The sequence below is a fragment of the Paracandidimonas soli genome, assembly GCF_004342005.1.
GTDB classification, from domain to species: Bacteria; Pseudomonadota; Gammaproteobacteria; order Burkholderiales; family Burkholderiaceae_B; genus Paracandidimonas; species Paracandidimonas soli.
This window is the reverse complement of the sequence record NZ_SMBX01000013.1, coordinates 48852-66895: the sequence shown is the minus strand read 5'-3', so window position 1 is coordinate 66895 and position 18044 is coordinate 48852. Positions and strand designations below refer to the sequence as shown.

Genomic DNA, 18044 nt, shown 5'->3' with positions numbered 1-18044 from the left:
CGTTCACGGACTTCGGGGGAAAACTTGTTCTGCTTGCTCATAGTGGCTCCATTCTCTCAAAGGTTGGAGCCTCCGCAAAACCCGGGGCGATTCACAAAGATGTGATAGACGCTTTCAAGTCAGGCGGGCCTGGCTGGCAGACCAGGATCAATGAAGTCTTGAGGCAGGCTGTGGCGGATGGTGTGGTGTAGATCAGCACGCTTCCGCAGTCCATGGCGAACGTGAAGAGGCCTACGTGCCTGGGGGCGTATTAGCTCACGCCGTCAAACCGTTTAGGCGGGAGGCTTAATCAGATTTTCAGCCGGTATGCCCAGTCCTTTATGCAGGCGCCAGATCATCGGTAACGTAAGAGCGCGCTTGCGATTCAGAATTTCGTAGACACGGTTGCGCTTGCCGATCATCGGCTCCAGATCCTTTGGGGAAAGTCCCGCTTGTTCCATGCGGAACTTGATCGCTTCAATGGGATCAGGAGGGTCGATGGGGAAGTTCTTGGCCTCGTAAGCCTGTACCAGCGTACTGAGTACGTCCAGGCGATCTCCATCTGGAGTGCCGATGTCTGGGTCGTGCTCCACCAAGCGGGAGATTTCTTTCAAGGCAGCTTTGTAGTCGGCTTCGGTGCGGACAGGACGAATTTCCATATTTCACTCCATTTCCACCGTTTCGACATCGATACGGTCATATTCGGCATGCGTACCGATGAACTTGATATAAACGATTCCAAGCTTATATGCGATGGCGGCAACCAGTCGATAATCATTGCCTTTGATATTGAAAACAACACGTCGGTTTCTCAATATGCTGGCGCTGCCATACAAAGCCTTGACGTCTGCAGGCTGGTTCCACGATGCCTTGCTGGTTTCATCAAACCAGGACTTGATGGGCTGTTCCGCGTCAGGATGTTTGTCCCAGAACTCACGTAAGGTGCTGACAGCGATGACTTTCATATGGTTTGATAAATGGTAGTCCCAATATGGGATCATTGCAAGAGGTTTGATCGCGAGTGCAATGTTTTTTTGATAATGCAAACTGTATGGATGCTGCCGATGCATGGTAGCTTTTTGAAAAGAACGAAGTGATGCGGAGTGTGATCGGATTGTCCTAGCCTCACAGAATCCGCACCCCCATCCGCTGCGGTAGACTTGCGCCTGTTCATAATTGCGGGATTCAATCATGTCGGAAACTACGGTCGCCATCGTCGGCGCGGGGCCGTCGGGCCTGATGGCGGCGCAGACGCTGCTGGCGGCCGGGTGCCGGGTCGATATCTACGATGCCATGCCTTCTGTGGGACGCAAGTTCCTGCTGGCGGGGCGGGGCGGCCTGAATCTGACGCATAGCGAAGCTTCCGACCGGTTCCTCTCGCGCTACGGCAGCCGTCAGGCTCAGGTGGCGAAGTGGCTGAACCAATTCGATGCCAACGCCTTGCGGCAATGGGCACACGATCTTGGGATCGAAACCTTCGTCGGTTCATCGGGCCGCGTGTTTCCCAAGGAGATGAAGGCCGCGCCTTTGCTGAGAGCGTGGCTGCACCGCCTGCGCGAGATGGGTCTGCGGGTGCATGTGCGGCATGTCTGGCGCGGCTGGTCGGAGCAGGGCGATCTGCTGTTCGATTCGCCCCAGGGGCAGGTGACGGCCAGGCCGGATGCGACAGTGCTGGCCATGGGGGGCGCAAGCTGGCCCAGGCTGGGGTCGGATGGGGCCTGGAAGCCGCTGCTGGCTCAGAAGGGCGTACAGACCGCGCAGCTCCTGCCTTCCAATTGCGGATTCGAATGCGGTTGGAGCGAGCATTTCATCGAGCGTTATGCCGGGCAGCCCTTGAAATCCGTGGCTCTGGCGCAAGAGCTGGAAGGCAACGATGCGGAACCGGTATTCCGTCGCGGCGAGTGCATGCTCACGGAGCAAGGTCTGGAGGGCGGCGCGGTATATGCCTTGTCAGCGGGGCTGCGCGACGCCATCCTGGCGACAGGCCGGGCAACGTTGCTGGTGGATTTGCTGCCGGACCGCAGCCTGGACTTCGTGCGCGAGCAGGTGGAGTGGCCCAGGGGCAGCCGTTCGATGTCTTCCCATCTGCAAAGCCGCCTGGGGATCAAGGGCGTGAAGGCCGGGTTGTTGCGCGAGTGCGTGTCCGCCGACGATTTCCGCAATCCGGATGCATTGGCCCGGGCCATCAAGCGTCTTCCCATCGTGTTGCTTGCGATGCGGCCCATCGAAGAGGCCATCAGTACGGCGGGAGGCGTGGGTTTCGATGCGCTGGATGAGCGGCAAATGCTGTCCGCCATGCCCGGCGTATTTTGCGCGGGCGAGATGCTGGATTGGGAGGCGCCGACAGGCGGTTATCTGCTGACGGCCTGCTTTGCCAGCGGTGTTGCAGCGGGGCGGGGCGTGCTGGAATGGCTGGCGGCGAATAAACCCGAGAGTCGCGCGGAAGCAAACCGGCAGTAGTTCAAAGCCTCAAGGCAAGAAATAGCCGCCAGGGCGCAAGGCCGCGGCGGCCAGGCTCAGATCGCGTATTCCGGCGTAAATGTATCGCCGACGCGCAGCACGCCTTCGGCTGCCGACACTACGGCGTTGACGCCGAACAGGATGCCGGTCTCGAAGCTGCGTTGCACCGCCAGGGTGCGGCCGGGCTCGATGCCGACTTGCGCCGTGGCCGGATCCACGTTGGGAAGGTTGCAGCGGGTGCAGTGCTTGACGACGGCCAGGATCATATCGCCGGACTGCAGGCCGGCCAGATGGTCTTCGTCGTAGGCGTCCAGGCCGTCCAGCACGATATTGGGGCGGAAGCGCTCGATGCCGATGGGGGCTTCGCCGCTTGCGCTGACCTGCCGGTTCAGCTCGTCCAGAGAGGCCTGGTTGCAGATCAGGAAAGGAAAGCCGTCGGCGAAACAGAAGGCATGCCGCTGCGGAAAGCCTGCGGCCCATTCGGCGTTGCGGCCGGACCAGGCCTCGACAAGCTCGGGATTCGCCAGGCGTTCCGCGCTGCGATGCGTGCGCAGCAGGCGGCAGGGCAGTCCCATGAATTGCGACAGCGCTGCCGCGGCGGCATCGCCCTCGTCCTGCCCCAGCGTGTCGGATTTCCAGATGCGCACAGGGATGGCTTGCGAGGGAGCGGCCTCCAGGGGCACGGATATGTCCGGCATGCTGGGGGCGCGGATTTCCAGGTGGTTTTCCGTCAGCGATGGCTGTATCAGCGCCATGCGCGGATACTGGCGCTGGGTCATGAACAGGCCGTCGCCGTCCACCATGACCCAGTGGCGATCCCATTGCAGGCCGGCGTGACTGAAAGCGGCGGCATCGTGCGACAGGCCTGCGCAGGATTTGATGGGATAGGTGCGCAACTGGGTAATGGTGATGGACATGGCGGTCGATGTGCGTGCGGCCCCGGTCGGAAGGGCGATGCACGGGATTGTAGCGGTTCCGCCCGGGTACAGTAATGCCGCGCTTCACGGTATCATCGCGATCGTAGCGTTCGCGCCCGATGATGGTGCACCGCATCCACAAGAGACCTGAGCCATGCAAGATTTCAAGAGCAATCTGATCGCCATTCTTCCGGCCTTCGAATACCTGGCATTCAACCTGCTGGTCGCCATCGTCATCCTGATCCTGGGCTGGGGTGTTTCCATCCTGGTGGGCAAGTGGGTGCGCAAGCTGTTCCTGCGTTCGCGCCGCATCGATCCCACGGTCGTGCCTATCGTGCAGACGACGGTCGTATGGGTTATCCGCATTTGCGTGGTGGTGGCGGTGCTGGCCCGGTTCGGCGTGCAGACGACCAGCCTGATCGCGGTGCTGGGCGCCGCCGGCCTGGCAGTCGGCCTGGCCTTGCAGGGAACGCTGCAGAATGTCGCGGCGGGCATCATGCTGCTGGCGTTGAGGCCGCTGAGGGCGGGGGAGTCGGTGAGCATCGTGGGCAAGGCCGATGGCACGGTCGAGGAAATCGGCCTGTTCCTGACGCGCCTGGTGCAAAGCGACGGCACGTACATTACGCTGCCCAACAGCCTGGTCTGGGGCAATCCAATCATCAACTTCAGCCGCAATGCGGTACGGCGCATGGATGTGGAGGCCAGGGTGCGCTATGGCGACGACCTGGATCTGGCGCTGTCGACGCTGCGCAAGCTGGTGGAGACGCATCCGCTGGCGTTGCGCGATCCCAAGCCGCAGGTCATGGTGACAGGCAACCAGGAAAGCGTGATCGTCATCAATCTCAGGGTATGGGCGGCGGCCAGCAACTTCTGGGAGTTGCGCTTCGACCTGCAGCGCAGGGCGCCGGAGGTGTTGCGGCAGGCGGGCCTGAGCTTGCCGATCCCCGTCAGGGAGCAGGTCCAGTCGGCGGCGCTGGCGGCTGCGCAGAACGGCGAGGACGATGCGCAACAGGAGTAGCGCATAGCGTTAGTTTCCCGCCTCCCGGCAGGGCGGTACCGTCCGGCTGGCCTTGTATGTCGATGTGCTGCTTCCAGGCAGCTTAGCCGCCCCTGCTGCGCAACGCCGCCTGCATCTGCTCCAGCGCGCGCTGGAGCGCACCGGGCTCCGCCTGTTCGGCAGTCTTGATCATGGCGGTACACATGCCGCGCAGCATGTCGACCTCGTCCATGCTGAGCATGGCGCGGTTCAGCAGCCGGTGCATGCGCTGCACCAGTTTTTTCGGATGTGCGGGATCCAGGAAGCGGATCGCGACCAGGGCCTGTTCCAGGTGGCGCAGCAGGGCGTGCACGCTGTCGATGGCGGCGGGCAGGTCGCCGGCCAGGACTTTGCCGTCGGTCGTTGGGATCAGCGGGGCCTGGGCGGCATCCAGCAAGGCATAGCGCAGCTCCCAGGCGGACAGTTGCAGGGCCTGGGCCACGTTCAGCGAACTGTATTCCGGATTGGCGGGGATGTGGCAGGTGTACTGGCAGGCGGTGACATCGTCGTTTTCCAACCCGGCGCGCTCGGTGCCCAGGACGATGGCGACGCCGCCATGATCGGGATGCTGCCGCAGGTGCTCCACGGACAACCGGGCGGCTTCGCGTATGTCGCAGGCGGGCGGGCCGATGACGCGGGGGCGCGCCGTCATGGCGAACGACAGCGTGGCGGATTCCAGCGCATCGGTCAGGGTGGGGACGATGCGCGCTTGCGCAAGGACGTCGGTGGCGCCGCTGGCCAGGGCGTGGGCCTCCGGGTGGCCGGCGACATCGGCCTGTTTCGGGGCCACCAGGCGCAGGTCGGAAAATCCCATGGTCTTGATGGCGCGGGCTGCCGCGCCCACGTTTCCGGGGTGGCTGGGACGCACCATAACAAATCTTACGCGTTGAAAAGTTAGTGTCATCTAAAATAATGGAAAGATTGAAAACCGGTGCGGCAGTCTCTTTTACAATAGCGGATTCGCTGACACCTGGTTTCAGCCGCCGGCAGCTTGTTGTTGCAGGCTTATTTTTGTGGATTACGGAATTCTATGCATCCCATGCTTAATACCGCCGTCAAGGCGGCACGTCGCGCTGGCGCGATCATCAATCGAGCCAGCCTGGACCTGGATCGCTTGCAGGTGGCGCGCAAAGGCCCCAAGAATTATGTCACGGAAGTCGATCGCGCGGCAGAGGATGCCATCATCGATATCCTGCGCACTGCTTACCCCGACCATGGCTTCCATGGCGAGGAAACCGGTCTGCATCCGGCGCAGGGCGGCAACGACGAGCCGGAATACCAGTGGGTCATCGATCCGCTCGACGGCACGACCAACTTCATCCATGGATTTCCGGTCTACGCGGTTTCCATTGCGCTGCTGCATCGCGGCCAGGCGGTGCAGGCCGTCGTGCACGATCCTTCCAGCAACGATATCTTCACGGCCAGCCGAGGCGGCGGCGCGTTCCTGAACGACCGCCGCATCCGCGTGTCGGGCCAGACGCGCTACCATGACGCGCTGCTCGGGGCGCATGTGCCCTGGCGCGCGGAAGGCAAGCAGGGCGAGCGTTTCGCCGAACTGCTGGGTAATTGCGCCAGCGCGCGCCGCATGGGTTCGACGGTCCTGGATCTGGCCTACGTGGCCAGCGGCCGGCTCGACGGCTTCTGCGGCATCAATCTCAAGCCCTGGGACCTGGCGGCCGGCGGCCTGCTGGTGCTCGAGGCCGGCGGCCTGATCGGCGACTTCGACGGCGAGCAGGGCTGGATGGAGTCCGGCAGCGTCATTGCGGCTACGCCGCGGATTTTCCCGCAGATGCTGGCGCACGTGAACCCCGCCGAAGATTGATCCGTTTCAGCCGCGCTGCAATGGCCATGCCTGGCGACTCCGTTCGCCATGCAGCAGGCAGGCGCAGCGTGGGGCATTTTCCAGTAGTCGTTTGTGAGTTTGCATGACTGAACACTTTCTTTACCTGCTGAAGGCAGGCTTTCTGGGGCTGATCGAAGGCCTGACGGAGTTCATCCCGGTATCCAGCACGGCGCACTTGCTGCTGATCGGCGAATGGATCGACTTCTCTTCCGGAAGCGCCAAGGTGTTCGAGGTGGTCATCCAGTTCGGTTCCATCCTTGCCGTCATGTGGATTTTCCGCGAACGCCTGTGGAAGCTGATACGGGGTACGCTGACGGGCGATCGCACGGAAATGCTGTTCGCGCGCAATCTGATCATTGCGTTCCTGCCGGCCGCCGTCATCGGCGCCATCATGATCTCCTACATCAAGATGATTTTCGGCAGCCCCGCCATCTTCGTGGTGACGCTGATCCTGGGCGGCCTGATCATGCTGTGGGTGGAGCGCAAGCCGCAGTACGCCAAGGAACTGCCGGGGCAGGCCGCGCCGGAGGACGACAGCATGGCCTCGCGCAATGCCACGGCGCACAGCCTGGAGGAGATTACCTGGAAACAGGCGCTGGTCGTGGGGTTCGCGCAATGCATCGCCATGATTCCCGGCACGTCCAGGTCCGGCGCCACTATCATCAGCGGCATGATCGCGGGCATCCAGCGCAAGACGGCTACCGAGTTCTCGTTCTTTCTCGCCATGCCGACCATGCTGGCGGCGACGGTATACGACCTCTACAGACACGGAAGCGAGCTTTCCAGCACGCAGGCCGGCGCTATCGTCGTAGGTTTCGCCATGGCCTTTCTCAGCGCGCTGGTGGTGGTGCGGGCTGTGCTGCGTTTCGTGTCGCGCCATACCTACCGTCCGTTCGCCTGGTACCGCATCGCCCTGGGGCTGGTCGTGATGACCTGGCTGCTGGCGCGCTGACCGGACGGCTCCGGCGGCCAGATCGCCGGGGCGGCTGCGCAATGCAAGGCTACCGGCGCCGCTTCGACGGCGTTAAAATAATCGTTTCAAAATTGCTCAAGCGGAAACCACATCATGACACTGCCTCCAAGCACCGACCGGGATCATTGGGTCAGCTGGGATGACTACAACAAGCTGGTCGAGCGCCTTGCGCTCGTCATTCACGAATCGGGCTGGAAGTTCGACAAAATCGTCTGCCTGGCCAGGGGCGGGGTGCGTGTCGGCGATGTCCTGTCGCGTATTTACGACGTTCCGTTGGGCATCCTGGCGACCAGCAGCTATCGCGAAGCGGCCGGCACGCAGCAGGGCCAGCTGGACATCGCCCAGTTCATCACCATTACGCGCGGCACCTTGTCGGGTCGCGTGCTGCTGGTCGACGACATGGTGGATACCGGCATGACCTTCCAGCGCGTCGGCGAGCACTTGCGCAATCAGTTCCCGGACATCACCGAGCTGCGCAGCGCCGTACTGTGGTGGAAGGGGCACTCCAAGGCAACGCCCGACTACTACGTGGACAAGCTGCCGACCAACCCCTGGATCCACCAGCCTTTCGAGGACTACGACAGCCTGCGCCCGCACCAGCTCGAAGCCTGGGTGCGAAAGGGTGTGCGTAGCTGATCTTTTCGTGCTAGAATCACTAGCTTAACCTTTCACCTTTTACATATTTTAGGTTCAGGATACATGCCTACCGTTCGTCTGAAAGAAAACGAGCCCTTCGAAGCCGCTCTGCGCCGCTTCAAGCGCACTATTGAAAAAACAGGTCTGCTGACGGAACTGCGTTCGCGCGAATTCTATGAAAAGCCTACTGCAGAGCGCAAGCGTAAAGCCGCCGCCGCAGTCAAGCGCCACTACAAACGCATCCGTAGCCAGCAACTGCCTCCGCGCCTGTATTGATACCTGAATCCTTCATTCAGGATCTGCTTGCGCGTGTGGATATTGCCGATGTCGTCGGCAAATACGTGCAGCTGAGGAAAGGTGGGGCCAACTTACTTGGCCTTTGTCCTTTTCATAACGAAAAATCCCCATCCTTCACCGTCAGCCCGACAAAGCAGTTCTATCACTGCTTTGGCTGCGGCGCGCATGGCACGGCCATTACCTTCCTGATCGAGCATACGGGGGCCAGTTTCCCCGAGGCGGTCAGGTCGCTGGCGGGCAGCGTGGGGATGACAGTTCCCGAGCAGGAACAAACGCCAAGGCAAAGGGCCGCCGCACAACAGCGCAAAGCCGAAGTCTCCCGCCACCAGCAAATTCTCGATTCAGCCCAGGCGCATTATGTGCGCCTGCTGTCGTCTTCTCCGCAAGCCGCGCAGTACCTGAAGAGGCGCGGGCTGAGCGAGGCCATGATCGCCCACTTCGGCCTGGGCTGGTCGGGTACCGACCGGCACGGGCTGTCGCAGGTGTTTCCGCGCTACGACGATCCCTTGCTGCTCGAATCCGGCCTGGTCATTGAATCGGAAGACGGGCGCCGCTACGATCGCTTCCGCGAACGTGTCATGTTTCCCATCCGCAATGCCAAGGGGAGCCTGATCGGTTTTGGCGGCCGCATCATCGGCAAGGGAGAGCCCAAGTACCTGAACTCCCCCGAAACGCCGCTGTTTTCCAAGGGCCAGGAGCTATACGGGCTGTGGGAGGGCCGCGCCGCCATCCGCAAGGAAGGCTTCGTGCTGGTCGTGGAAGGCTATATGGATGTGGTCAGCCTGGCGCAGCACGGCCTGGCCAATGCCGTCGCGACATTGGGCACCGCCACGACGCCGGATCATGTACGCAAGCTGATGCGGGCAAGCGACCGCATCATTTTCAGCTTTGATGGCGACAAGGCGGGAAGGCGCGCCGCCTGGCGCGCCCTGAATGCCTGCCTGCCGCTGCTGCGCGACGATGTCGCCATTCGTTTCCTGTTCCTGCCGGAAGGCCAGGATCCGGATTCGTATATCCAGGAGTTTGGCGAGGAGGCCTTCCGGGCCACGGTTGCCGAGGCGCTGCCGCTGTCACGTTTCATGCTGGAGGAACTGGCTTCGCGCCATCCCATGGGAGAGGCCGAAGGGCGGGCCGCATGCGTACACGAGGCTCGCCCGCTGCTGGCGCAACTGCCCGAGGGCGCGTTGCGGCTGCAGATCGAGCATGAATTCGCAAAGCTGGTGCAGTTGACGCCGGAGGAACTGGCGCAGATGATGCAGGCGATGGCGGCCATGGCGCCGTCGACCCCGGCTGCCGCTCCCGCGCAGGGCTCCGCCGGTCCTCAGCCGGGCCCGGGCAGGCAGAATGCGCGGAGGAGCGGATCCTATGGCGCCGCTTCCGACGAGCCGCCAGGCTTTGCCGGCGGAAGCTATCATGACGACGTGCCTGTCTATGGCGATGATGGCATGGTGCCGGACTATGGCGTCCCCGACCACGATCTTCCAGTCTGGGAGGGCGGCGGGCCGGCGAGGGCGCAGGATGCATCGCAGCGGGGCTGGCGCAAGCCGGGCGGAGGCAAGGAAAAACCGCGGCAGGCGAGGCCCTCGAGCAGGGCGGTCACGCCTATGGCGAAGCGCCTGCTGCGTTTGCTGCTGACGCACCCCGAACTGGCGGCGGGCTTGGGGGACCAGCAGCTTGAAATACTGGACCATGGCCCCCATCTGGTAATGGTGCGCGAACTGATCGCCTTGATCAATGCGTCCGGGGCACGGCATGCCGGCCCCCTGTTACAGGCCCTGGAGGCCCAGGATCCGGATGCCGATCTGGTGCAAGTGCTCCGATCTCTCAGTGCCGAGCTGCTCAGTGAAGACGAATTGCCTGATCCGCAGGCAGAATGGAATGATGCGCTGAGGCGCATTGAGCTGGAAGCGGCAAAGGCCGAGCAGTCAACCCTGGTGGCTGCCGGTCTGAAGACGGAGGATGAGCGTACGCGATACCAGGAGTTGACCCGGCGGATAACTCTGCTGGGTCGTGCATCTTCGCACTAACTATTTATTGTAAAATGGGAAGTTTACGCGAAGTCTATTATTTTTGGCCCGAAAACTGGACGCCCTGGAGGGTTTCCGGGAGTTCGGGCATTGGCGCCCACGGAAGTGATTTATGACCCAAGTGACAGGTAAACCCTCCCCGGCAGAAAAGACTGCTGCAAAAACCAAAAAATCGGTTGCAGCGACGGCCAAGGGTGCCGACAACGCGACTGTTTCTGTGCGTGCGGCCAGCGCCAAGAAGACGGCCGCCAAGACTGCAAAGGCAGCGGCTGCGAAGACGCCGGCCAAGAAGGCTGCGGCCAAGGCAGCCGCGCCCAAGGCCGAAGCGCCCGCCAAGAAGGCGGCCGCGCCTCGCAAGGCCGCGGCGCCTTCGGGCCGCCGTCCCGGCCGTCCCGCCAAAAACGCCAACAACGATGCCGCCAACTTCCACGATGACGACCTCATCGAGACGGAAGTCATCCCCGATCTCAAGCCGCTGCCCAAGCGTGGCGGCAAGCGAGGCAAGGGCGAAAAAGACGCTCCCGTGCGCAACCAGATGACGCCCGAAGAGCAGGAGGCCCGCCGCAATCGCCTGAAGATCCTGATCAAGCTGGGCAAGGAACGCGGCTACCTCACGTACGGCGAGATCAACGACCACCTGCCCGACGACCTGGTCGATGCGGAAGCCATCGACGGCATCATCAGCACGTTCAGCGACATGGGCATCTCGGTCTACGACCAGGCGCCCGATGCGGAAACGCTGCTGATGAGCGACAACGCGCCCGTGGCGTCCAGCGACGACGACGTCGAGGACGAAGCCGAGGCGGCGCTGACCACCGTGGATTCCGATTTCGGCCGCACGACCGATCCGGTGCGTATGTACATGCGCGAAATGGGCTCCGTCGAGCTGCTGACACGCGAAGGCGAAATCGAAATTGCCAAGCGTATCGAAGACGGCCTGAAGCACATGGTCATGGCAATTGCCGCATGCCCGACCACGGTCAATGAAATTCTCGAGCATGTGCGCCGCGTGCGTGAAGGCACGGCGCAGATCGACGAGGTCGTCGACGGCCTCATCGATGAAGAAGGCGAAGACTACGCCGGCGCCGGCGTATCCGTCGACGACGACGAGAGCGACGACGGCCCCGCGGGCGGCATGAGCAGCAAGCAGCTCGAGCACCTGCGCGCCAAGGCCATGAAGAAGTTCGACCAGATCGAAAGCGCGTTCAACAGTATGCGCAAGGCTTTCGAGAAGGAGGGCTACCAGTCCGAGGTCTATACCCAGGCGCAGGAAGTCATCCTGTCTGAGCTCATGGGCATCCGCTTCACGGCCAAGATGGTCGAAAAGCTTGCCGATACGCTGCGCGCGCAGGTCGCCGAGGTGCGACAGCACGAACGCGCCATCATGCAGGCATGCGTCGATCGCGCCGACATGCCGCGTTCGCACTTCATCAAAGTGTTCCCGGGCAACGAAACCAACCTGGAATGGGTGCTGCAGGAAGTCGCCGCGGGCCATCCGTACTCGGAAACGCTCGAACGCTTCGTGCCCGACGTCCAGGAAATCCAGCAGAAGCTCATCGACCTGCAGAACCGGGTGGTGCTGCCGCTGAAAGACCTCAAGGACGTCAACAAGCGCATGGCGACCGGCGAGGCCAAGGCGCGCAAGGCCAAGCGCGAAATGACCGAGGCCAACCTGCGCCTGGTGATCTCCATCGCCAAGAAGTACACCAACCGCGGCCTGCAGTTCCTGGACCTGATCCAGGAGGGCAATATTGGTCTGATGAAGGCGGTGGACAAGTTCGAATACCGCCGCGGCTACAAGTTCTCCACGTACGCCACGTGGTGGATCCGCCAGGCCATCACGCGTTCCATCGCCGACCAGGCGCGCACCATCCGCATCCCGGTTCACATGATCGAAACGATCAACAAGATGAACCGCATCAATCGCCAGATCCTGCAGGAAACCGGCGCCGAGCCCGATCCCGCGACCCTGGCGCAGAAGATGGACATGCCGGAAGACAAGGTGCGCAAGATCCTCAAGATCGCCAAGGAGCCGATCTCCATGGAAACGCCCATCGGCGACGATGACGATTCCCACCTGGGCGACTTCATCGAGGACGGCGCCACGCTGTCGCCCTCGGAGTCGGCGCTGCATGGCTCCATGCGCGATGTGGTCAAGGAAGTCCTGGACTCCCTCACGCCGCGCGAGGCCAAGGTTCTGCGCATGCGCTTCGGTATCGAAATGAGCACCGACCAGACCCTGGAAGAGGTCGGCAAGCAGTTCGACGTCACGCGCGAGCGCATCCGCCAGATCGAGGCCAAGGCGCTGCGCAAGCTGCGCCACCCCAGCCGCGCGGACAAGCTCAAGAGCTTCCTGGAAGGGCAGTAGTCAGCGGCGAAAGCGCCGACGCCGACGTGGCCCTGGAGGCCGCGCGATGCCTCGCCGACACCCCGATAGCCTTGCTGTCGGGGTGTTTTCGTATGCGGTCCGTATTCGGGCGCTCCGGGAAACCGCGAAGCGTTGTTCCCTGGAGCCACTGGGGCGGACATGCTATCTTTGGCGGGGTTCTTGCCCCGGATCAGGAGAGCGCTTGCCGTATCAGCCATGGATACCAAATATCTTCACAGCTTCATTTCGGTTGTCGATTGCGGTTCGTTCGCAGAGGCCGCCCGCCGTCTCAACCTGACGTCCGCGGCGCTGGCCGCGCGCATCAAGGCACTTGAAGAGGATATTGGCACGACATTGATCATGCGCGCGGGCAGGAACGTCAAGCCTACCGATGCGGGAATGAAAATCGTTGATCGGGCACGCTCCATACTGCGCGATACGCGTGACATACGCGCCATTGCCAACAACGACGAGCCATTGGGCGAACTGCGGCTTGGCGTGGCGACCTCCACGCTCGCGGCGTTGACTCCCATGCTGCTCCGAAAAATCTATGCGCGCTATCCCAGGATGTCGGTCTTCATCGAATCCGGCGCCTCCAGTTCCCTGGAGGAGCGCACGGTATCGCGGCATCTGGATGCGGCGATCATGGTCGAGCCTGTCTATGCGACGGCCAAGGGATTCGAGTGGCAACTGATCAAGAAGGAAACCCTGGTCGTGCTGGCCCCTGGCCGGCTCGGCAATGAGGATCCTTTCAAGCTCCTGGCTGAGCAGCCGTTTCTGAGGTTCGACCGGTCTCTGCGCGGCGGCCAGATCGCTGAGCAGTATTTGCGCAAGCACCGCATTGTCCCCAATGAGCGGCTGGAGATCGATACGTTGATTACCATTGCCCATCTGGTGAGCGATGGCATCGGCGTCGCCCTGGTACCCGATTGGGCTCCGGAATGGGTCGAGAGCCTGGGGATCAGCCGCCTGGCCCTGCCCAATGACGCGCCGGCGCGCAATATGGGCATTTTCTGGGATACGCGCGGCACGCATGCGGGCATCATATCCATGATCCTGGAGGAGGCCGGAAGTATCTTCTAGGCCCTCCTGCAGTCCGGCAGGATGCCCTGGCGTGGCGCCGCCAAGGCCCGCGCGTGCGCCCGGACAGCTTCAATGCGAGGCGATGGTTGTGAGGCAATCCGGACCCAGGTCGGCGATTTGCGGTATGCCCAGCATCGCCAGGTTCCGGTCGACCTCCGCCGCGAGCAGGCTGACGGCTCGTTCCACTCCCTGCCGGCCGCCAGCCGCCGCGGCATAGGCGAATGGCCGTCCAACGAAGACGAAGCTGGCGCCGAGCGCCAGGCATTTGAGGACATCGGAGCCGCGCCGTATGCCGCCATCCATCATGATCGGGATGGACGGGCACCGCCGCGCGACTTCCGGCAGCATCTGCAGGGGGGAGACGGCGCTGTCCAGTTGCCGCCCGCCGTGGTTGGACAGGATGATGCCGTCCACGCCATGGTCGGCCGCCATGATGGCGTCATCGGGATTCTGCAGTCCTTTGATGATCAGGGTATGGGGCCAGAGTGTCCGTATGTGTCGGATATGGCTCCAGCTCAACCGGCCACGATCGGAAAAATCCCGCTCTACATTGCGGGAAATGATGGGTACGCCACGCGAGGCATAGTTATTCTCGAAGTGGGGAATGCCGTGCCGAAGGCAAGTCTTCAGGAAAGTGCCGGCCAACCAGCGCGGATGCGTCAGGCCTTGCCAGACGAGCTTCGGACTCAGTTTCAACGGCGAAGTGAAGCCGTGGCGCAGGTAGTTCTGCTTGTTCGGGTTGACCTGCGTATCGACCGTAATGACCAGTCTGCGGAAGCCGGCTTTCGTGATCCGTTCGATGAGCGCTTCCAGTTTTTCGGGGGCGCCGGGTACGTAGGCCTGGAACCAGCTGTCGGGATTTTGTCTGGCGACGGCTTCGAGGGGAATGAGCGACGAGGAGCTCATGATCATGGGTATGCCGCAGCTGGCGGCGGTATCGGCCAGCACCATGTCGCCCCGGTAGGTGTATAGCGCGCTCAGCCCCATCGGGGCCATGCCGAATGGGTAGGCGTATTTCTGGCCGAACAGCGTGATGCCGGTGTCGCGGACTGATACATCCACCAGTGCTTTCTGGACGAACGCGTAATGCCGGAACGCACTCAGGTTGTTTCGGTAAGAGACGCCGTCTTCCGCTGCAGCCGAAATATAGCCGTACAGGGGGCGGGGCAGCGTCCGCCTGGCCACGTTTTCAAAGTCCTGCAGGCACAGGCAATCGTCGAGGCGCCGTCTCATGGAAATACGGTGTGCGAGAGTGTCGGCAAGACGCGGGCGGGAAGAGAAAGCCTTTTCATATCAGTCCCCTGTAAGGTTCGGATTTTTCTTTGAATTATAGGGAGCGGTATGTGCCGGATAGACAAATAGTATTAAATTCGAACGTTCAAATTCCTATGGAATCGAGGTGTCTGCGCACACCGGACAGTGTATTATTTGAAGCATGAGCACATACCAGACCATCGAAGATACTATCGGCGGCACCCCTCTGGTGCGCCTGCAGCGCATTCCGGGGCAGGAGGCGACCGATCGCGGCAACGTCATCCTGGCCAAGCTGGAAGGCAACAATCCTGCGGGCTCGGTCAAGGACCGCGCCGCCATGTCCATGATCCGCCGCGCCGAAGAGCGCGGGGACATCCGCCCGGGCGATACCCTGATCGAGGCCACCAGCGGCAACACCGGCATTGCTCTGGCAATGGTCGCCGCCATACGCGGCTACAAGATGATCCTGATCATGCCCGACAACCTGTCGCTGGAGCGCCGGGCCTCCATGACGGCCTACGGCGCGCAGTTGATCCTGACTCCCGCCAAGGACGGCGGCATGGAATATGCGCGCGACCTGGCCATGAAAATGCAGGCCGAAGGCAAGGGCAGGGTGCTGGACCAGTTCGCCAACGAGGATAATCCGCAAGCGCATATCGAATCCACGGGCCCCGAGCTCTGGACGCAGACCCAGGGCCGGATCACGCACTTCGTCAGCGCCATGGGCACCACCGGCACCATCATGGGCACGGGCAGCTACCTGCGCTCCATGAATCCCGACATCGTCGTGGTGGGCGCCCAGCCGGCGGAAGGTTCGCAGATTCCCGGCATCCGCAAATGGCCCGAGGAATACCAGCCGCGCATCTATAAGCCGGAATGGGTGAACCAGTTCGAAACCATCGAGCAATCCGAGGCCGAGCAGATGGCGCGCCGCCTGGCCGCGGAAGAAGGCATTTTCGGCGGCATTTCTTCCGCCGGCGCTCTGGTCGCCGCATTGCGGGTTTCAGCCAGGACGGAGCAGGCCACCATCGTGTTCATCGTCTGCGACCGCGGTGACCGCTACCTTTCCACCGGCGTCTTTAATCAATAGCGGAATAATTGGGGCTGCCGTAGCCCATCCGGGCCGCCAGTTCCTCGGCAAGATCCGTGACGGCCGTAGCGTAGAAGTAGCTGCGGTTGTACTCGGTGATCGCAAAGAAATTCGGCGTGGCGGTGCGGTAGTCCGCCGTGCCTTGCGATTCTTCCGGCAGGTCGATGACGCCCAGCGGATGGGCTTGCCACGAGAGGCTGCCTGTCGTCTCGCCAAGCGAGGCGCCCTTGTCCTGCAATTGAGACCACTGCAGCGAAGGCTTCAGGCCGCCGTGCACCAGAGGCGCGGGGTCGGCCGGCAGGCGGACCGGCGCAAAGACTGGCAGTCCCGGCTGCCAGTCGTGCTTGCGCAGAAAGCTCGCCACCGACGCGATGGCGTCGTCCTCGTTGCCGAACAGATCGATTTTTCCGTCGTTATCGCCGTCGGCAGCGTAGCGCATCAGGCTGCCGGGCATGAATTGAGGTATGCCCAGCGCGCCGGCATAGGAGCCTTGAGTCCGGCGTGCGTCCAGGCGGCCCTCATGATCCAGCTGGATCAGGTCGGCCAGCTGTTCGCGGAAAAAGGCGGCTCGCTCTGGTCGCTTGGAGTCGGGAAAATGAAAGCCCAGCGTGTACAGCGCGTCCAGCACGCGGAAATTGCCCATGTGCTGCCCGTACAGGGTCTCCACGCCGATGATGGAGACCAGTATCGATGCGGGAATGCCGTATTGCGTGGAAACGCTGTCCAGCGTTTCCTGCTTGCGTTGCCAGAAAGCCAGGCCCTGGCGTATGCGGATGGGTTCGACGAAGCGCTTCCGGTAGGCGGCCCAGCTTTTCTTGGCGGCCTTGGTTTTCGATGGCGCCATCAATTGGGCGATACGGCTGTTGAAACTGGCTTCGGACAGGAGCTGCTGAGCATGCTTGAGCGGTATGCCGCGCTCTTTCGCGATGGTTTCGGCAAAGTCCTGCAACTGGATGGAGGATGCCGGGGCGGGCGGATTTTCCCGCGCGGGAGGTTGCGGTGCAGCATGACTTGCTGGCATGATGGCGGGAGCGCCTGATTCCGGCGTCGAAACCGTGTCGGCGGTTTCTATCCTGTCGGCCCTGGCGGCGCATCCGGCAAGGGCGATCGACAGGATGGCGGACGGTACAATACGCAAAACGGACATAAGATTCCTCATGGAGACACTCTATATTACCCATCCGGAATGCCGGTTGCACGACATGGGCAGCTGGCATCCGGAGAGCCCGCAGCGGCTCGATGCCATTGGCGACCAGTTGCTGTCCAGCGGGATGATGCCGCATCTGGCCGAGTGCGAGGCGGATGTCGCGGGCATGAATGACATACTGAGGGTCCATGCGCCGGAGTACCTGGCTTTTCTGCAGAACCAGGCACCGAGGCACGGCTACCGCAGCCTTGATGACGATACCGCCATGAATCCGTGCACATTGCCCGCGGCATGGGCGGCGGCGGGCGCGGGCATCACGGCCGTGGATGCCATCATGCGGGGCAAGGCCGAAACCGCATTCTGCGCAGTGCGCCCGCCCGGGCATCACGCCCGGCCGTCGCAGGCCATGGGATTCTGCTTTTTCAACAACATTGCCATCGCAGCGGCGTATGCGCTGGAAAAGCATGGCCTCCGGCGTGTGGCCATCATCGATTTCGATGTGCATCATGGCAATGGCACAGAGGAAATGTTCGAGCATGACGACAGGGTGCTGATGTGCAGCTTCTTCCAGCATCCGCTGTTTCCCTCGACGCTGCGCGATACCGGGGCGTCCAATATGGTGAATGTGCCGGTGCCGGCCAATACGCCGCCCGAAGCCCTGCGCGCCATCGTGGCCGAGCAGTGGATGCCCAGGCTGAAGGCCTTCGCGCCGGAGATGCTGTTCATTTCCGCCGGATTCGATGCGCACCTGGAAGATGACATGGGACAGCTAGGCCTGACGGAAGCCGACTATGCGTGGATCACGCGGCAACTCGTCCAGCTGGCCGCCGAGAGCGCCCAAGGCAGGGTCGTCAGCATGCTGGAAGGCGGCTACAACCTGTCGGCTCTTGGAAGGAGCGTGGTGGCGCATATCAGGGCGCTGTCAAAGATGTAG

The 18044-nt window shown here is 62.3% G+C and carries 18 protein-coding genes; 12 read left to right on the top strand and 6 right to left on the bottom strand.

Translation table 11 applies throughout. The annotated features are described in order from the left end of the window. A partial coding sequence (locus EV686_RS17405; protein WP_132478232.1) for a BrnA antitoxin family protein occupies positions 1–191 on the top strand: 191 nt, incomplete at its 5' end. A gap of 81 nt (positions 192–272) precedes the next feature. On the opposite strand, the gene EV686_RS17400 is transcribed toward EV686_RS17405, so the two are convergent. Further along, on the bottom strand, positions 273–638 hold the full coding sequence (locus EV686_RS17400; RefSeq protein WP_132478231.1) for a helix-turn-helix domain-containing protein: 366 nt from the start codon (positions 636–638) through the stop codon (positions 273–275). Positions 639–641: 3 nt separating this feature from the next. After that, positions 642–944: a type II toxin-antitoxin system HigB family toxin gene (locus tag EV686_RS17395; RefSeq protein WP_132478235.1), complete on the bottom strand. Its 303-nt coding sequence runs from the start codon at positions 942–944 to the stop codon at positions 642–644. 226 nt (positions 945–1170) lie between these two features. Between EV686_RS17395 and EV686_RS17390 the strand changes: the two genes are divergently transcribed. Then, entirely contained in the window at positions 1171–2439 is a 1269-nt protein-coding gene (locus tag EV686_RS17390; protein ID WP_132478230.1) for a TIGR03862 family flavoprotein, read from the top strand. A gap of 56 nt (positions 2440–2495) precedes the next feature. Here EV686_RS17390 and EV686_RS17385 read toward each other — a convergent pair whose 3' ends face one another. Continuing rightward, positions 2496–3356, bottom strand: a complete 861-nt coding sequence (locus EV686_RS17385; RefSeq protein ID WP_132478229.1) for an MOSC domain-containing protein — start codon at positions 3354–3356, stop codon at positions 2496–2498. Positions 3357–3510: 154 nt separating this feature from the next. Between EV686_RS17385 and EV686_RS17380 the strand changes: the two genes are divergently transcribed. Beyond that, the gene (locus EV686_RS17380) at positions 3511–4374 is read left to right on the top strand and encodes a mechanosensitive ion channel family protein (RefSeq protein ID WP_132478228.1); all 864 of its coding nucleotides are present in this window, start codon (positions 3511–3513) and stop codon (positions 4372–4374) included. Positions 4375–4456: 82 nt separating this feature from the next. On the opposite strand, the gene EV686_RS17375 is transcribed toward EV686_RS17380, so the two are convergent. Beyond that, positions 4457–5263 carry an RNA methyltransferase gene (locus EV686_RS17375; RefSeq protein WP_165972673.1) on the bottom strand — a complete coding sequence of 269 codons (807 nt, stop codon included), beginning with the start codon at positions 5261–5263 and terminating at the stop codon, positions 4457–4459. 159 nt (positions 5264–5422) lie between these two features. Between EV686_RS17375 and EV686_RS17370 the strand changes: the two genes are divergently transcribed. The 7 genes from EV686_RS17370 (at position 5423) to EV686_RS17340 (ending at position 13619) form a co-directional block, all read left to right on the top strand. Further along, positions 5423–6214, top strand: coding sequence for an inositol monophosphatase family protein (locus tag EV686_RS17370; protein WP_132478226.1), 792 nt, complete (start codon positions 5423–5425; stop codon positions 6212–6214). Between the two features lie 103 nt (positions 6215–6317). Next, a complete protein-coding gene (locus EV686_RS17365; protein ID WP_132478225.1) occupies positions 6318–7187 on the top strand; it encodes an undecaprenyl-diphosphate phosphatase in 870 nt (289 codons plus the stop codon). 114 nt (positions 7188–7301) lie between these two features. After that, positions 7302–7844, top strand: a complete 543-nt coding sequence (locus EV686_RS17360) for a phosphoribosyltransferase (protein WP_132478224.1) — start codon at positions 7302–7304, stop codon at positions 7842–7844. Positions 7845–7907: 63 nt separating this feature from the next. Further along, positions 7908–8120: a 30S ribosomal protein S21 gene (gene rpsU / locus EV686_RS17355; RefSeq protein WP_132478223.1), complete on the top strand. Its 213-nt coding sequence runs from the start codon at positions 7908–7910 to the stop codon at positions 8118–8120. Then, positions 8117–10168, top strand: coding sequence for a DNA primase (gene dnaG / locus EV686_RS17350; RefSeq protein ID WP_132478222.1), 2052 nt, complete (start codon positions 8117–8119; stop codon positions 10166–10168). The genes rpsU and dnaG overlap by 4 nt, the downstream gene beginning before the upstream one ends. A gap of 112 nt (positions 10169–10280) precedes the next feature. Then, positions 10281–12536, top strand: a complete 2256-nt coding sequence (gene rpoD / locus EV686_RS17345; protein WP_132478221.1) for an RNA polymerase sigma factor RpoD — start codon at positions 10281–10283, stop codon at positions 12534–12536. A gap of 216 nt (positions 12537–12752) precedes the next feature. Beyond that, positions 12753–13619: a LysR family transcriptional regulator gene (locus tag EV686_RS17340; RefSeq protein ID WP_132478220.1), complete on the top strand. Its 867-nt coding sequence runs from the start codon at positions 12753–12755 to the stop codon at positions 13617–13619. A 69-nt stretch (positions 13620–13688) separates the two neighbouring features. On the opposite strand, the gene EV686_RS17335 is transcribed toward EV686_RS17340, so the two are convergent. Next, positions 13689–14852 carry an alpha-hydroxy acid oxidase gene (locus EV686_RS17335; RefSeq protein ID WP_132478219.1) on the bottom strand — a complete coding sequence of 388 codons (1164 nt, stop codon included), beginning with the start codon at positions 14850–14852 and terminating at the stop codon, positions 13689–13691. A gap of 202 nt (positions 14853–15054) precedes the next feature. Here EV686_RS17335 and cysM point away from each other — a divergent pair, with 202 nt between their 5' ends. Continuing rightward, the gene (cysM, locus tag EV686_RS17330; protein WP_132478218.1) at positions 15055–15963 is read left to right on the top strand and encodes a cysteine synthase CysM; all 909 of its coding nucleotides are present in this window, start codon (positions 15055–15057) and stop codon (positions 15961–15963) included. Here the strand turns inward: cysM and mltB are convergent. Continuing rightward, positions 15953–17110: a lytic murein transglycosylase B gene (mltB, locus tag EV686_RS17325; RefSeq protein ID WP_132478217.1), complete on the bottom strand. Its 1158-nt coding sequence runs from the start codon at positions 17108–17110 to the stop codon at positions 15953–15955. The genes cysM and mltB overlap by 11 nt on opposite strands. A 10-nt stretch (positions 17111–17120) precedes the next feature. On the opposite strand from mltB, the gene EV686_RS17320 reads away from it, so the two are divergent. Continuing rightward, entirely contained in the window at positions 17121–18044 is a 924-nt protein-coding gene (locus tag EV686_RS17320; RefSeq protein WP_132478216.1) for a histone deacetylase family protein, read from the top strand.

What these genes read in the sequence shown, in the direction of transcription:
- rpoD (WP_132478221.1), top strand. Translation starts at nt 10,281, where the DNA reads ATGACCCAAGTGACAGGTAAACCCTCCCCGGCAGAAAAGACTGCTGCA.
- mltB (WP_132478217.1), bottom strand. Translation starts at nt 17,110, where the DNA reads ATGTCCGTTTTGCGTATTGTACCGTCCGCCATCCTGTCGATCGCCCTT.
- EV686_RS17380 (WP_132478228.1), top strand. Translation starts at nt 3,511, where the DNA reads ATGCAAGATTTCAAGAGCAATCTGATCGCCATTCTTCCGGCCTTCGAA.
- EV686_RS17365 (WP_132478225.1), top strand. Translation starts at nt 6,318, where the DNA reads ATGACTGAACACTTTCTTTACCTGCTGAAGGCAGGCTTTCTGGGGCTG.
- EV686_RS17360 (WP_132478224.1), top strand. Translation starts at nt 7,302, where the DNA reads ATGACACTGCCTCCAAGCACCGACCGGGATCATTGGGTCAGCTGGGAT.
- EV686_RS17335 (WP_132478219.1), bottom strand. Translation starts at nt 14,852, where the DNA reads ATGAGACGGCGCCTCGACGATTGCCTGTGCCTGCAGGACTTTGAAAAC.
- EV686_RS17385 (WP_132478229.1), bottom strand. Translation starts at nt 3,356, where the DNA reads ATGTCCATCACCATTACCCAGTTGCGCACCTATCCCATCAAATCCTGC.
- rpsU (WP_132478223.1), top strand. Translation starts at nt 7,908, where the DNA reads ATGCCTACCGTTCGTCTGAAAGAAAACGAGCCCTTCGAAGCCGCTCTG.
- EV686_RS17395 (WP_132478235.1), bottom strand. Translation starts at nt 944, where the DNA reads ATGAAAGTCATCGCTGTCAGCACCTTACGTGAGTTCTGGGACAAACAT.
- cysM (WP_132478218.1), top strand. Translation starts at nt 15,055, where the DNA reads ATGAGCACATACCAGACCATCGAAGATACTATCGGCGGCACCCCTCTG.
- EV686_RS17340 (WP_132478220.1), top strand. Translation starts at nt 12,753, where the DNA reads ATGGATACCAAATATCTTCACAGCTTCATTTCGGTTGTCGATTGCGGT.
- EV686_RS17400 (WP_132478231.1), bottom strand. Translation starts at nt 638, where the DNA reads ATGGAAATTCGTCCTGTCCGCACCGAAGCCGACTACAAAGCTGCCTTG.
- EV686_RS17320 (WP_132478216.1), top strand. Translation starts at nt 17,121, where the DNA reads ATGGAGACACTCTATATTACCCATCCGGAATGCCGGTTGCACGACATG.
- EV686_RS17370 (WP_132478226.1), top strand. Translation starts at nt 5,423, where the DNA reads ATGCATCCCATGCTTAATACCGCCGTCAAGGCGGCACGTCGCGCTGGC.
- EV686_RS17390 (WP_132478230.1), top strand. Translation starts at nt 1,171, where the DNA reads ATGTCGGAAACTACGGTCGCCATCGTCGGCGCGGGGCCGTCGGGCCTG.
- EV686_RS17375 (WP_165972673.1), bottom strand. Translation starts at nt 5,263, where the DNA reads ATGGTGCGTCCCAGCCACCCCGGAAACGTGGGCGCGGCAGCCCGCGCC.